Here is a 13,277-nt window from a genome sequence, read left to right on the forward strand (position 1 = left end):
ACTCGGTTTTCAAAACCGAGTCGGCCTTTCTCTTGGAGCCGCACACTCATTTTGAAAATGTCCTGGCCAAGATCAGCCACCAGTCGCCTGACCGGGGGCCAGCCCCGCCCCCATCATGGCGGTGAACTCATCGGCGCACACCGCGCCGCTGAATAGAAACCCCTGATACTCCCCGCAGCCTATCTCGCGCAGAAACGCCACCTGCGCCTCGTTCTCCACCCCTTCCGCGATGACCTTGAGATTAAGGCTATGGGCCATGGCGGCAACGGCCCGGACGATGGCCGCGTCATTGGGATCGGTGGGCACATCCTTGACGAAGGAGCGGTCGATCTTGAGCGCGTCCACCGGGAAGCGTTTCAGATAGCTCAGGGAGGAATAGCCCACGCCGAAATCGTCCACCGAAATCCGCACGCCCAAGACTTTCAGCCGGTTCAGGATGTCCACCACCATTTCGCTGCGCTGCATGAGGGTGGCCTCGGTCACTTCGATTTCCAGCCAGCCGCCGTCGAGTCCGAACTCCCGCAGCAGGGCCGCCACTTGGTCGGGGAAATCGGGCTGATGGAACTGGCGGGGCGAGATGTTCACCGAAATGGGCACGTCGGTGCCGGTGGGCAAGCCCCGCGCCCGCCATGCCTTGCGCTGGCCGCAGGCCACCCGCAGCACCCACCTTCCCAGGGCGACAATCAGGTTGGATTCTTCGGCCACCGCCAGGAACCGCTCGGGCAGCAACCAGCCCAGCTTCGGATGGCGCCAGCGCAGCAAGGCTTCGGCGCCGACAATGCGGCCCGTGAAAACATCCACCCTCGGCTGGTAATGCAATTCCAGCTCGTCGCGCTCCAAGGCTTTGCGCAAGTCGCTTTGCATTTCCAATTGGGCCAAGCTGGCGGCACTCATTTCCGGCGCATAGAAACGCTGCCCATCCCCGCCATGTTTCTTGGCGTGATACATGGCGGTGTCGGCGTTCTTGATGAGGTCTTCCGGCGTATCCCCATCCCAAGGGTACAGGGCGATGCCGATGCTCGGCCCCACCACGATGTCCCGGCCTTTCAGATGGAACGGCTCGACGAATTGGCGGCGCAGCTTGGCGGAAATGGCGTTCACCGCCGCCATCGCCTGGGCGGAATCCGGCCCGATCTGGCTCAGACACAGCACGAACTCGTCCCCACCCAAGCGGGCCACCGTGTCCCCGTCCCGCACGCAGGCATTCAGGCGGCCGGCGGTTTCCAGCAACACCTGATCGCCCGCGTCGTGGCCCAGGGAATCGTTGATGGCCTTGAAGCGGTCCAGGTCCAGGAAGATGACCGCCAGGCTTTGGCCGCCGCGGCGGGCCGTGCGCAGCGCCGCCGCCAGCCGGTTGAGGAACGCCCCGCGATTGGCCAGCCCGGTCAGGTGGTCGTTGTAGGCCAGATATTCGATATGCTCCTGGGCCTGCTTGAACGCGCTGATGTCGGTGAAGATCCCCACGTAATGGACCAGCTTGCCCTGCTCGCCATGCACCGCCCGGATGCTCAGCCATTCGGGGTAAACCTCCCCGGCCTTGGTGCGGTTCCAGATTTCCCCCTGCCACTCGCCCCGCTCGGCGAGGCTGCGCCACATGGCCTGATAGAAGGCCTGGTCCTGTCGACCGGAATTAAGGAGGCTCGGATCGCGCCCCTTGGCCTCGTCCTCCCGATAGCCGGTGATGGTCTCGAAAGCCCGGTTGACCCGCATGATGCGGCCCTCCGCGTCAGTGACGAGAATGCCCTCCCCGGCGTGGCGGAACACCACATCGGACAGGCGCAACTGATCCTCCATGCGCTTCCGCCGCAACAAGGCGCCCAACGTGCTGCCCACCGCCTTGAGGAACGACGCCTCATGCTCGGAATAGACATGGCCCGCCTCCACATACAGCACCAGCACGCCGAGGGTGTCGCCGCCCAGCCCGACGGGCACGCAGTAATGACCGTGGTTGACCATGCCCTCATAGCAAATCTCATGGCGGGCATCGACGCCATCCACGAACAGCAATTCGCCACTGGCGGCCACCCGCCCGCACAAGCAATGCCCCAGCACCACCCGCGCACAGGCGGACTCAATCGGCGGGCCGAGGTTCCGGCTGACCTTGAGCGCCAAGTCGCCCCGCGCCTCGTCCAACAGGAAGATTCCGCCACGGGGCAACAAGCCCAGCCAGGGGATGGACAGCACAACGTCCAACACCTTCGATAGCAACTCGTCCGGCGAATAGCGGTCGAGGGGGAAATTGAGCAGCGCGTTGAGCGCCGATTGGTGATCGAAGCCGAACCGCAGCTCCTGCCGGGCCTGCTCCAGCCGTCGGCTTTCGCGCCGCAAGCGAAACAGGATCGGCAGCAGGAACAGCCCCAGCAACAGGCCATTGAGGCTCCACAAGCTGGGCGCGGAATACGAACCCGTGGCCGACAAGCCATCGAGCAAGGCCACAATCGCGGTCTCGCCGCCAACGATCAGAGCCAACAGCCGCCAGACGGAATGCACGGTGTCGGCCAATGAAAAAAACAGCGTCAGGAACAACAGCAGAAACGCGACCCCCGCCACCAGCCCCGGCAAGGCTAGGCCGTGGAACGCCCAGGGTCCGGGCAGGGAAACGCTGTCCGGCGCGAACTCCGCCGCCGCCATGCCCGCATAATGCATTCCGCTGACGGCGATGCCCATGACCATGGCCGCTCCGACCTGGCTCCAGCGGTGGCGCGGCGGCGAACGGAACGTGAAACACAGCCCCGCGCTGGAAGCGGCGAACGCAATCAACAGGGACATCGCGAACCAGCCGGGGCGATAGTGGATCGGGGGGGATAGGCACAACGCCGCCATGCCCGTGTAATGCATGGCGGCGATGCCCGCGCCCATGCACAAGCCACCAAACAACAGCCGCCAGAGGTTCCCCGCGCCATGACGCATCAGGCCGAAGGACAAGAGCGAGCCAGCGAACACCGGCAGCAGGGACAGGAGGGTCAAGAGGGCGTCGTAGAGGAGGCTGATCGGCGGGTGGAACGCCAGCATGGCGATGAAATGGATGGCCCAGACACCGCCCGCCATCGTCGCGGCGGGCAGCGCCCGCCCCGCCCAGCCCGCGCCGCTTCTGTGGGCCAAGGCCAGCGAGGTGAACGACGCCAGGATGGCAATCGACACCGAGAGAGCGACCAAGCGAAGATCGTAATAAGCCGCCATGCGTAAAACCCTAGAGCGCGTGAGCCGACCAATGGGCCGAGACTGTCAAGCGCTGCATTTATTTATTTGCAGTTTAGCAGGGGCGAGGCCGTCCGCATCTTCCGGCGGAACCGCGCCAAGCCGGGCCATCGCGCCATATCGACTGGTCGCGCTGCGCGTAACGCTGCGGAATCGAAGCCCGCCCTGAGCGTGGTTGAAGAGCATGAACAGACGACTTCATCCCACCGCGGCCACCGCCTCCGAGGCCGCTCGACTTGAGGGACTTTCGATAATGCCAAACGCATCACGATCTATATTCCATTCTGCCAAGCCAGTCACGCTTTCAATTCCAGCAATCGCTAATATTAGCGCCCGGTAACGCGCCCCGAGTTCATTGCGCCGACCCGTCGGCAATATTCGTAAAAATCCGCGAACTCCGGCTTTTTTGGAGAATCTTCGCGAAACCGAGGCCGCATTACCGGCCATACCGGACAGCATGGTCAATCCGGGAAGCATGGAAGCTTCCCCCAAGCGAGATTGAACACACGCCCAAGCAACACGGAGAAACATCCATGCCTAAGCCCATCATCGACCGCCGACTGGCTTTGTCGGCCTTGGCCGCTTGCCTAATCCCACCGAATCTGGCCAGTGCCGAACCGCCCGCCGGTCGCCTGCTGGCCTCCCAGTGCGGCCAATGCCATGGCACCAACGGCAACGCCGTGTCCGGCTTCGAATCCTTGGCCGGGAAAAGCGCTTCCGAGATTTACCACGAAGTCATGGAAATGCACGACCCCAAGCGCCCCGTGGAATCCATCATGGACATGCAGGCCCGTGGCTACACCCCGGAACAGCTTTGGGCCATCTCCCAGTACCTCGCCACTCAGCCGCGCACGTCCAGCCGCCGCTGATTCCGCAATCAACCTCTTAACCGGCTTACTCGGGAGATAAATCCATGACCTCCTTCAACAGACGAGAATTCCTGAAATTAACCGGCGCGGCCTCCCTGGCGGCCACGCTCCCCACCGGCAGCAAGCTGGCCAAGGCCGGCCCGATCCCCAAGGTGCTTGTGATCGGCGGCGGCTTCGGCGGCGCGACGGTGGCCAAATACCTCCGGCTGTGGAGCAACCGCAGCGTCGATGTCACCCTCGTGGACCCCCGGGCTGGCGTCACGACGGGGGACGGCCATTACTCCTGCATCTTGTCGAACCTCGTGGTCACGGGCCAGCTCGGCCTGAGCCGCGTCCTCATCGGCTATTCCAACCTGAAGAATGTCCACGGCGTGAACCTGGTCAAGGGCAGCGCCATCGGACTCGATCCGGTGGGCCGCAAGGTCGCGGTCTCGCTGGCCGGCGGCGGCACCCAGGAGCTTCCCTACGATCATGTGGTGCTATCCCCCGGCATCGACTTCATCGCCCCACCCGGCAGTTGGGACGCGAATCTCACTCCCCACGCCTGGCAGGCCGGGCCGCAGACGACGCTGCTGAAAACCCAGCTCAGCGCCATGACGAGCAAGGGCACCTTCATCATGACCATCCCGAAGTCTCCCTATCGTTGCCCGCCCGGCCCCTACGAGCGGGCCTGCGTCGTCGCCAATTACCTCAAGGCCAAACGCAGCGGCGCCAAGCTCATCGTGCTGGACGAGAACCCCAGCATCCAGGCCGAGCCGGTGGCTTTCGGCAACGCCTTCGCCCAGCGCTATGCGGGCGTGCTCACCTATTACACGAACGTGGTCATCAACAGCGTCGATTCCGGACAGAAGCGCATCGACACCAATGTGGGCGCCTGGGACAAGACCAACGCCAATGGCAAAGGCAAGGTCGAATGCCTGAACATCATCCCCAGGCAAAAAGCCGGCAAGATCGTGTTCGACGCGGGTTTGCCGCTGGACGCCCCCGGGCGCTGGGCGAAGATCGACCCGCTCACCTATGCCTCGACCGGCTTCCCCGATGTGCATATCATCGGCGACGCTCAGGCGTCCGCCGTGCCCACCCCGGCACCGAACCCCATGCCAGCGGCCCAGCCCAAGTCCGGCAGCATGGCGAACTCCCAGGCCAAGGTCTGCGCCGACGCCATCCTCCGCGCCCTCAACGGGGAAATGCCCGATCCTCAGCCGACCACCAACTCGGCCTGCTACAGCCCCATCGACGACAAGACCGCCTCCTGGCTGACCGCCGGGTATCAGTACGACCCCACCCTCGGCATGATGGTCCGGGTGGCGGAATCCTTCGGCGAGGCGCCGAACGTGTCGGGCGACAACTACGAGGACATGTACGCCTGGGCCGACAACATCTTCGCGGACTCCTTCAAATAGGGCGAAGCCAATCACGAAAAAAGCTCGTAGGTCGGGCATGAACCATGCCCGACCCGCTCCCGGCCAAGGCGTCTAAAGCCCCGCTCGCCCTCCCGCCTCCAACGCCAGCAACTTCGGCATGATGCCCGGCCCCACATGCAGTTGCGGCAGGGACGGCTCCTTGCGCTCGCCCTTCTCCCGCCGCTCGATCCATAGCCGGGCCTTGCCGAACGCTTCGATGAACGAATGGGTTTCCTGTAGCGCCTGGACGAAATACGCCTCGCCGAAATAAGTGAACTCGGATTCCGTGCCGCAGCCGAAGGACGTCCGGTCGCGGCTGGCGGCGGTGAGAATCAGCGAATTATCGTCCTTGAGCACGTCCAGGAAGCCGCCGGAATAACACGCCGACACCACGATCACCCGATTCTTTATCCCCGCTTGATCCAGCAATTCCTTCAAGCGGGTGGCCGGCAGATCGTTCAGCGGCAGGGGCCAGAACCGCACCGAAAGCTGGTGGTCGCGGGAGCCATGGGAGGTCAGGAACAGGAACAGCACGTCCTCGTCCCGGTTCATGCGCTGCGCCACCGCGTGCAGCGCGGCCTCCAGATTATGGCCATTGGCGATGGGCAGGCGGTCGGCGCTGGCGGGGCTGTTGACCAAGCTCAGGGAGCGGCCCGCCGTGCCGAACCGGCGGTCGAACAAGTCCTTGGCGTACTCGACCTCGTGGGCGAACACAGGCTCGTTGGCCTGCCCCGCGAACCCCACGAAATACAAATCGGTAATGCCGGGACGCCCGGCGGCCAGCGGCTTCACCGCCTCATCCAGCAAGCGGGCCTGCCGGTAGAACAACTCCTCGCCATCCAGCCTGGGCGGCTGCGCCGTCTGTTCGGTCTCGTCCGGGGCGGGATAGAACAATTCTTGTTCCGGCAAGGCATGGACGGCCACGAAGTTGAACAGGGCATACACGGCCAGGGCGGGCAAGGCCGCCACCTTCGGGCAGCCGTACACCCGCACCATCGCCCGGAACACGAAGCCGAGATTCCAGACGAGGCAGACGAAATAAAGCCCCGCCACCCAGCGCCCCGCCTCGTCGGCCACACCAATCCCCGCCAGATACACCAGCGCATACACCAGCGAGTACAGGGCGGTCGAAACCCATTCCGCCGCCGCCACCATCACCAGCCAGCGCAGCAAGTCCCCGCCCCGCGCCAGCAATCCGCCCACCGCCGCGCCGCTCAGCAGGAACAGCAGCGCCGACGCGCTGTAATCGGTGAGTCCAGACGGGTTGAACTCGGCACCGGGACCGGCCAGGACATACTCCATGGCGGCCAGCAGCGAGGTCTGCGCCAGCAGCAATAAGGCCAATTGACTGGCGCTGGGCCTGAATTCGTCCGCCCGGACGGCCCGAAACACCGCGCAGCGATAGCCCGCCCGCAAATTGGCCCAGAGGTCCGCCCACAGCCGGGTCCGAATGGCGGACAGGGGCGGCGCGGCGGGCACAGACCGCCCCCGGTTGTCCGGGTGATCCGCCCACAGCGCCCGGACCTCGGCGGCGAACGCCTCGACCTCGGCGGGATCGGCGAACACCACTTTCGGCAGAATCAGGCGGCGCTCGGCGCTGGCGTAGAGATACCAGTAATCGCCGGCCTCTTCGAAAGCCAGCACATCCGGCCAGGCCATCAGCCCGTAATGGTCCCGCCGACTGACGGACACGCCCGCTGGCGCCAGCACGATGCCATAATTGCCGGACTCCGCCGCCAGCCACCGCCCGGATTTGCCTATATGCCGCCACAGCAGCCGCGCCCCATAGGCCAGGGCGAACAGCCCCGCCGCGAGCAGCGACTCCTTGGCCCGCCAGTCGGGAATCTCCGGCTGATGCGCCGCCAGCAGCCACAATCCCGCCAGCACGCCCGCCGCCACGCTGGTCCACACCAGCCCGCCGAAATCCCGCCAGCCCCGCCGGTGGCGCTCCAAATGTTCGAGAAAAATCCGCTGATCGGCGCGGGTCAGATTGAATCGTAGCTCCATTCCATAAACTCCCCGGTTGGGTAATGTGGCACAGCCGCCCGAAAACGAGGCGACCGCCCTGGGTGAATCAATCATGGAATAGCCGCCGCTCAAATGCCAGCCAGCCGACATGCGGCCTATTGCGCCACCGCCCGTGGCCCCGCCTTCAGGCGGCAACCGGGGGGCGAAGAGCCGACTGAAGCCGGGACCACGGGCGCTTAAGGCGATTTCCAGGAAAACACATACCTTTAGGATGGGTAGAGCGAAGCGAAACCCATCACCCTGTGTCCGGCTCGATGGGTTTCGCGAGTACGCTCCACCCATCCTACATCCAGATCAGCGGTGACAAGCATTTTCGGAAACCGCCTAAATTGGATGGCGGACACGGGAACGGTTCCAGCCCTCCCGCAGTCGCACCCAATGGAAGCGCCCGGCACGGAACGCCGGGACGGCCAACAAGGAGGTTACGAAAATGAACTCAGGCAAGTTGTCGATGATTCTGGCCGGTTGTCTGGCGTGGAGCGGCAGCCAGGGCGGCGTGCGGTTCCACGCCGCGCTGAATGGCGCACAGGTTAGTCCAGCCCCGGTCAACACCACCGCGCGGGGCAATGTGGCGTTCAATTTCAGGGCGAACCTCTCCCGCCTGAGCTTCCGCCTGAAACTCCGCAAGGGAACCCGCTTCACATCGGCCCAGCTCCACTGCGCGCCGACCGGCGTGGTGGGTCCGGTGGTCGCGGACCTGCTGGGTTCCGGGGCGGGCGGGTGGAATGGAAGCCTGGCTATCGGTGCCGCCTTGACCGCCGCCAATCTGGATCAAACGGCCAACTGTGCCGCCGCCATCGGCCAACCCATCATCACCCTGGCCGACCTCGCCGCCGCCATGAGGGATGGGCAAATCTATGTGGTCGTCCCGTCCGCCGCCCATCCCGATGGCGAAATCCGGGGCCAGATCGAACCCTCGACCTCGATCACGCCTCCCGCCATACCCTTCACCCCCGGACCCTCCGTCGTCGCCACAGAGCCCCGCACCAGCCTCGGCGTCATTTCCACGCCCACCGCCCTGGTGGCACCCATCGTCCAGCGCGCGAGCTTGCCGACCTATTTCAACCCGCCCTGCCCCTCGAGCTTGAATCCACAATGCTCGCCGACCTCGTTCAATCCGCCCTGCCCGTCCACGTTCGGCGCGCCCTGCTCCACAAACACCAACCCCGCGCTGATGCCGGTCGCGACGGTTTTTCCCTTTACCACGGTGACAACGGTTTCAACCATCACCGTCAGGTAGAGGTGCCAGGCAATCGCGCTATCTCCCTCTCGCCTTTGGGAGAGGGTTGGGGTGAGGGTATCCAATCAGGGATTTAGCGCTTTTCCGCCTCCACCCTGAGATCGAATCCGTGATTTTTAGGGGAAATCTCATTTTTAACACCCTCACCCTGACCCTCTCCCAGAGGGAGAGGGGAAAAACAGCGGCTCCCGGCATAGCGCGATTGCCCTGAGGTAGGCGCGGGCCGAAGTCCGCCCCACAGCAAGCTTGGGAAACACGGGAGGTTATCGCCTAAAATCCCCGCTCCCTCCCAACCTAGGCGACACCGTGAACACCAAGCTCAGCCCCATCGAAGCCCGCCTCATCGGCGTTCTCATCGAAAAAGAAATCACCACGCCCGACCAATACCCGCTGTCCCTCAACGCCCTCACCAATGCCTGCAACCAGAAAAGCAACCGCGACCCGATCCTCGACCTGGACGAGACGACGGTCCAGCAAGCCCTGGATGGCCTGACCAAGCGCTACCTCGTCAGCAGCCTCTCCGGCCACGGCGTCCGCGTCATCAAATACCGGCACCGCTTCTGCAACACCGATTTCGGCGAACTGCAACTCTCCAAGCGGGCCACCGCCATCCTCTGCGAACTGCTGCTGCGCGGGCCGCAGACGCCCGGCGAACTCCGCACCCGCTGCGAGCGGCTGTGCAAATTAAGCGATGTGAGCGAGGTGGAGAACGTCCTCGCCGATCTCATGGCGCGGGAAGAGCCGCTGGTGGAGAAGCTGCCCCGCGAACCGGGCAAGCGGGAGAACCGTTACGCCCACCTCTTCGGCGACGGCTCCCAGCCCTTGACCGGCGCCGGGGAGGCCAGGGAGGCCACGCCAAGCCGGGACATGGCGGAAGCGGACCGGGAGCGGCTGGACGCACTGGAAGCCTTGGTCATGGAACTGGGCGGCGAGGTGGCGCGGCTACGGAAGCAAGTCGAAGCCTGGGCGGGATAGTCCGCCGCCTGATCTGCAAGCCCGGTATTTCGTAGGGTGGGTTAGGCGCACGCCTGACGAACCTGCCACCACTGTTGAACTCGTTATGCGCCGTAACCCACCATCCCGGTTGGCATAGTGGTTTACGGCGCACGGTAATAGTGACCGTCGTATCAGCTTCCTCATAGCGTGCGCCTAACCCACCCTGCAAGGGCTGCCCAAGTTGACCCGCAAGGCGATTCAAAAAATGTTCGGCTTCGATAAATTCGATTTCAAACAGACGGCGTTCTATCAGGAAGCCTTCGGCGAGGGACGGTCAGAGGGACGCTCCGAGGGGGAAGCGCTCATGTTGTTGCGCCAGCTGGAACGCAAATTCCGCCCCCTGCCGGATTCCGTGCGGCAACGCATTCTTTCAGCCGACGCCGACACGTTGCTGGTGTGGGGGGAACGGGTTCTGGATGCGAAAACCTTGGCCGATGTTTGGGATAACTGACGGCGACCCAATCCACCGACAGGAGCGGCTAGGCCCAAGCGTGCCGCCGCTCCCGCCCTCCATAGGCCCGCCCTCAAGCCTTCAGCACCACTTTGATGCACTCGTCTTCCTTGTTGCAGAAGAGTTCGTAGCCCAAGGGCGCGTCCTCCAGCCGCAGCCGGTGCGTGACGATGAAGCTGGGATCGATTTCCCCCTCCCGTATCCTTTCCAACAAGGGCCGCAGATAGCGTTGCGCATGGGTCTGGCCGGTCTTGATGGTCAGCGCCTTATTCATGACGGCGCCGAAGGGAATCTTGTCTAGGAAGCCGCCATACACCCCCGGCACCGACACTGTGCCGCCGTTCCGGCACGCCAGGATGGCTTCCCGCAGGACGATGGGCCGGTCGGTCTCCAACATCACCGCCTGCTTGGCGCGGTCATAGGCGTACTGGACGCCGTGCCCGTGCGCTTCCATGCCCACGGCGTCGATGCAGGCATCCGGCCCGCGCCCGCCGGTCGCTTCCCGCAGGGTGTCGATCACGCTGTCCACCTCCATGTAATTGATGGTGTCCGCCCCGCCGTGCGCCCGCGCCATGTTCAGCCGCTCGGGGATGCGGTCGATGGCGATGACCCGCTCGGCGCCCTGCATGAAAGCGCTCTTGATGGTGAGCAGGCCCACCGGCCCGCAGCCCCACACCGCGACGGTATCGCCGGGCTGGATGTCGCAGTTCTCCGCCGCCATCCAGGCCGTCGGGAAGACGTCCGACAGGAACAAGACCTGCTCGTCGGAGAAGCCATTCTCGATCTTGACCGGCCCGACATCGGCGAACGGCACCCGCACGAATTCCGCCTGTCCGCCGGAATAGCCGCCCACCAAATGGGAATAGCCGAAGATGCCGGCGGGCGAGTGGCCCCAGAGCTTCTCCGCCATGACGGCGTTGGGGTTGGAGTTCTCGCACAGGGAATACAGCTCCTTCTTGCAGAAGAAGCAATTGCCACAAGAAATGGGGAACGGCACCACCACCCGGTCGCCCACCTTGAGGTTATTGACGCCCTTGCCCACATCGACCACCTCGCCCATGAATTCGTGGCCGAGGATGTCGCCCTTCTCCATGGCCGGGATGAAGCCGTTGTAGAGGTGCAGGTCCGAGCCGCAAATCGCCGTCGAGGTGACTCTGACGATGGCGTCGCGGGGATTGAGAAGCGCTGGATCGGGCACCTGCTCCACCCGGATGTCGTTCTTGCCGAACCAACAGGTTGCTTTCATGGCATGACTCCTTTTGCCAAATTGATTGGGCCATGTAGGCTGGGTTGGAGCTTTGCGGAAACCCAGCGGTGCCATCGCAGGGACGCTGGGTTTCGTGCCTCAACCCAGCCTACACGGGAATAGCGGTATCAGGCTCTCACGTACTCGTCATATTTCCGCGAAGTACCCCGCGCGCGCCCAGCGGATTGCCCCTCGGTCCGGGCGATTTCGCCGGTTTCCATCAATTGCTTGAAGCGGTGCAGGTCGCCGGCCATGTGCTTTTCGGGGGACTGGCCGAACAACTTGGCGACCGCCGCGCCCAGGGCACCCGCAGGCGGGTGGTAATCCATCGCCACCCGCACCACCGTGCCCCGCCCGCCCGGCGCGGGTTCGAAACGCACCCAGCCGGCACTGTCCATGTCGGAACCCGCTAGCGACTGCCACGCGATGAAGCGGTTCGGCTGATCCTGGGTAATCTCCGCGTCCCACTTTATCCGCATCCCCGCCGGTCCTTTCGCCACCCAGTGGGAACGGTTCGGGCCAATATTGCGGACGGATTCCAGGTGATTCATGAATTGCGGCAGGCGCTCCAGGTCGCGCCAGAATTGATAAAGCACTTCCGGCGGGCGGTCGATGACGATGCTGCGCTCGGCGTGCAGAGCGCCATCCATCGCGCCGTCGCCCTGGCTCAAGCGTCGGCTACACATCACATCCAAAGCCGTCACCCCGGCCACGGCGGCGGTCGCCAGCGCCGCCCCGCCGCGCCTTGGGTTGTCCGACGTCAGCGCCGACCCCAGCAAAGCCAAGTCCATCACATCGCCCGCCACCCGCGCCTGTAGCCAACCGGCGGGCCGCTGTTCCGCGAGGATGCCCACGCCGCTGGCGATTTCCCGCATCCCAAACAGCCGCACCAGATTCCGCCGCCCACGCAGCCCCAGGCGATTGGCGATCCGCTGCGGCGCCGCCACCTCCATCAGCCCCAGGCCGATGCTGAACCATCCCAAACCACGCGCCAGTTGCCTTTCATCCATGAGCGTTGCTCCTTGTGGAAAGTGGAAAGAAACCGAACCGTTAGCTTTTTACGACCACAAAACGGGCGGGGCATTCCCGGCGGCCGGGAAGTTTTCGCCAGCTTCCCGGCCCTCTCTTTCCCGCTTCGGCGCGAACCGGCTTGGAATCCAAGGCTTGCTTTGGACAAGCTCAAAGCCACCCAAGGCAAGAGGTCGGGAGGGCATGAGTACATGCCCTCCCGACGGGACTCCACCGCCCGCTTAATCCGGTGGTGGGTTTTATTTGATTTATCCCATTGGAGCGCGGGCCTCTGGCCCGCGAGCGGGCGGGACGCCCGCACTCCGACCGCATTGCCGCCAACCACATTAACCCACCTCCGCTTAATCCAATGATAAGTGTCAAGACCCGTGGGGTTATCCACCACCGAAACGAACAAATCGGGCCTTTTCTTGCGCCACTCGGCGAGGGCCTGGACGGGGACGACATGGCCCGGTGCCCGCTGGGGGATGGCGTGGTTGTAGAGGTCGGCGCAGCGTCGTGGCGGGGCCCTCGGTGGAATCGAAGCGGGTGGTCCGCAGCACGTCGGCGATCCGGCCGTTGAAGCGCTCGACCATGCCGTTGGTCTGATCCCGCCCGGGCGGGATCAGGCGGTGTTCGATGCCGTGTTCGGCGCAGCCCTGGAGGCTGGGCAAGGCGGCCCGCACCCAATGTGAAAAGGCCTCCACGAAGGGTCCGGCTTCAGCCGCCCGAACACCTTGCCGAGGCTGTCATGGGAGGGGTTCCGTTGGGCAGTTCCAGGAAGCCACGAAACCAGGCATCCTCTTCCATGGCGGAATCCTCCATGCCGACCCAGCCC

9 protein-coding genes and 1 pseudogene are annotated in these 13,277 nt (G+C 64.4%); 5 read left to right on the forward strand and 5 right to left on the reverse strand.

The features are described 5' to 3' along the window. Positions 1 to 72: 72 nt before the first annotated feature. On the reverse strand, positions 73 to 3,180 hold the full coding sequence (locus ACXWUF_RS09245; RefSeq protein ID WP_458494383.1) for an EAL domain-containing protein: 3,108 nt from the start codon (positions 3,178 to 3,180) through the stop codon (positions 73 to 75). A gap of 551 nt (positions 3,181 to 3,731) precedes the next feature. Between ACXWUF_RS09245 and ACXWUF_RS09250 the strand changes: the two genes are divergently transcribed. Both ACXWUF_RS09250 and ACXWUF_RS09255 read left to right on the forward strand, forming a co-directional pair. After that, on the forward strand, positions 3,732 to 4,067 hold the full coding sequence (locus ACXWUF_RS09250) for a c-type cytochrome (protein WP_458494384.1): 336 nt from the start codon (positions 3,732 to 3,734) through the stop codon (positions 4,065 to 4,067). Between the two features lie 44 nt (positions 4,068 to 4,111). Next, the gene (locus tag ACXWUF_RS09255; protein WP_458494385.1) at positions 4,112 to 5,470 is read left to right on the forward strand and encodes an FAD-dependent oxidoreductase; all 1,359 of its coding nucleotides are present in this window, start codon (positions 4,112 to 4,114) and stop codon (positions 5,468 to 5,470) included. 72 nt (positions 5,471 to 5,542) lie between these two features. On the opposite strand, the gene ACXWUF_RS09260 is transcribed toward ACXWUF_RS09255, so the two are convergent. Then, on the reverse strand, positions 5,543 to 7,477 hold the full coding sequence (locus tag ACXWUF_RS09260) for a C13 family peptidase (protein WP_458494386.1): 1,935 nt from the start codon (positions 7,475 to 7,477) through the stop codon (positions 5,543 to 5,545). 451 nt (positions 7,478 to 7,928) lie between these two features. Between ACXWUF_RS09260 and ACXWUF_RS09265 the strand changes: the two genes are divergently transcribed. From ACXWUF_RS09265 to ACXWUF_RS09275, 3 genes are all read left to right on the forward strand, one after another. Continuing rightward, a complete protein-coding gene (locus tag ACXWUF_RS09265; protein ID WP_458494387.1) occupies positions 7,929 to 8,738 on the forward strand; it encodes a CHRD domain-containing protein in 810 nt (269 codons plus the stop codon). 306 nt (positions 8,739 to 9,044) lie between these two features. Beyond that, on the forward strand, positions 9,045 to 9,713 hold the full coding sequence (locus ACXWUF_RS09270) for a YceH family protein (RefSeq protein ID WP_458494388.1): 669 nt from the start codon (positions 9,045 to 9,047) through the stop codon (positions 9,711 to 9,713). A 226-nt stretch (positions 9,714 to 9,939) separates the two neighbouring features. Further along, the gene (locus ACXWUF_RS09275; protein WP_458494389.1) at positions 9,940 to 10,185 is read left to right on the forward strand and encodes a DUF4351 domain-containing protein; all 246 of its coding nucleotides are present in this window, start codon (positions 9,940 to 9,942) and stop codon (positions 10,183 to 10,185) included. Between the two features lie 73 nt (positions 10,186 to 10,258). On the opposite strand, the gene ACXWUF_RS09280 is transcribed toward ACXWUF_RS09275, so the two are convergent. The 3 genes and pseudogenes from ACXWUF_RS09280 to ACXWUF_RS09290 all read right to left on the reverse strand — a co-directional run. Next, positions 10,259 to 11,431, reverse strand: coding sequence for a zinc-dependent alcohol dehydrogenase (locus ACXWUF_RS09280; RefSeq protein ID WP_458494390.1), 1,173 nt, complete (start codon positions 11,429 to 11,431; stop codon positions 10,259 to 10,261). A 128-nt stretch (positions 11,432 to 11,559) separates the two neighbouring features. Beyond that, on the reverse strand, positions 11,560 to 12,441 hold the full coding sequence (locus tag ACXWUF_RS09285) for an SRPBCC family protein (RefSeq protein ID WP_458494391.1): 882 nt from the start codon (positions 12,439 to 12,441) through the stop codon (positions 11,560 to 11,562). Between the two features lie 377 nt (positions 12,442 to 12,818). Further along, a pseudogene (locus ACXWUF_RS09290) lies at positions 12,819 to 13,095 on the reverse strand (integrase core domain-containing protein); the annotation flags it as partial. Positions 13,096 to 13,277 lie beyond the last annotated feature (182 nt).

The sequence above is a fragment of the Methylomagnum sp. genome, assembly GCF_054333355.1.

Coding starts and splice junctions, on each gene's coding strand:
- ACXWUF_RS09245 (WP_458494383.1), bottom strand. CDS start 3,180: ATGGCGGCTTATTACGATCTTCGCTTGGTCGCTCTCTCGGTGTCGATT.
- ACXWUF_RS09250 (WP_458494384.1), top strand. CDS start 3,732: ATGCCTAAGCCCATCATCGACCGCCGACTGGCTTTGTCGGCCTTGGCC.
- ACXWUF_RS09255 (WP_458494385.1), top strand. CDS start 4,112: ATGACCTCCTTCAACAGACGAGAATTCCTGAAATTAACCGGCGCGGCC.
- ACXWUF_RS09260 (WP_458494386.1), bottom strand. CDS start 7,477: ATGGAGCTACGATTCAATCTGACCCGCGCCGATCAGCGGATTTTTCTC.
- ACXWUF_RS09265 (WP_458494387.1), top strand. CDS start 7,929: ATGAACTCAGGCAAGTTGTCGATGATTCTGGCCGGTTGTCTGGCGTGG.
- ACXWUF_RS09275 (WP_458494389.1), top strand. CDS start 9,940: ATGTTCGGCTTCGATAAATTCGATTTCAAACAGACGGCGTTCTATCAG.
- ACXWUF_RS09280 (WP_458494390.1), bottom strand. CDS start 11,431: ATGAAAGCAACCTGTTGGTTCGGCAAGAACGACATCCGGGTGGAGCAG.
- ACXWUF_RS09285 (WP_458494391.1), bottom strand. CDS start 12,441: ATGGATGAAAGGCAACTGGCGCGTGGTTTGGGATGGTTCAGCATCGGC.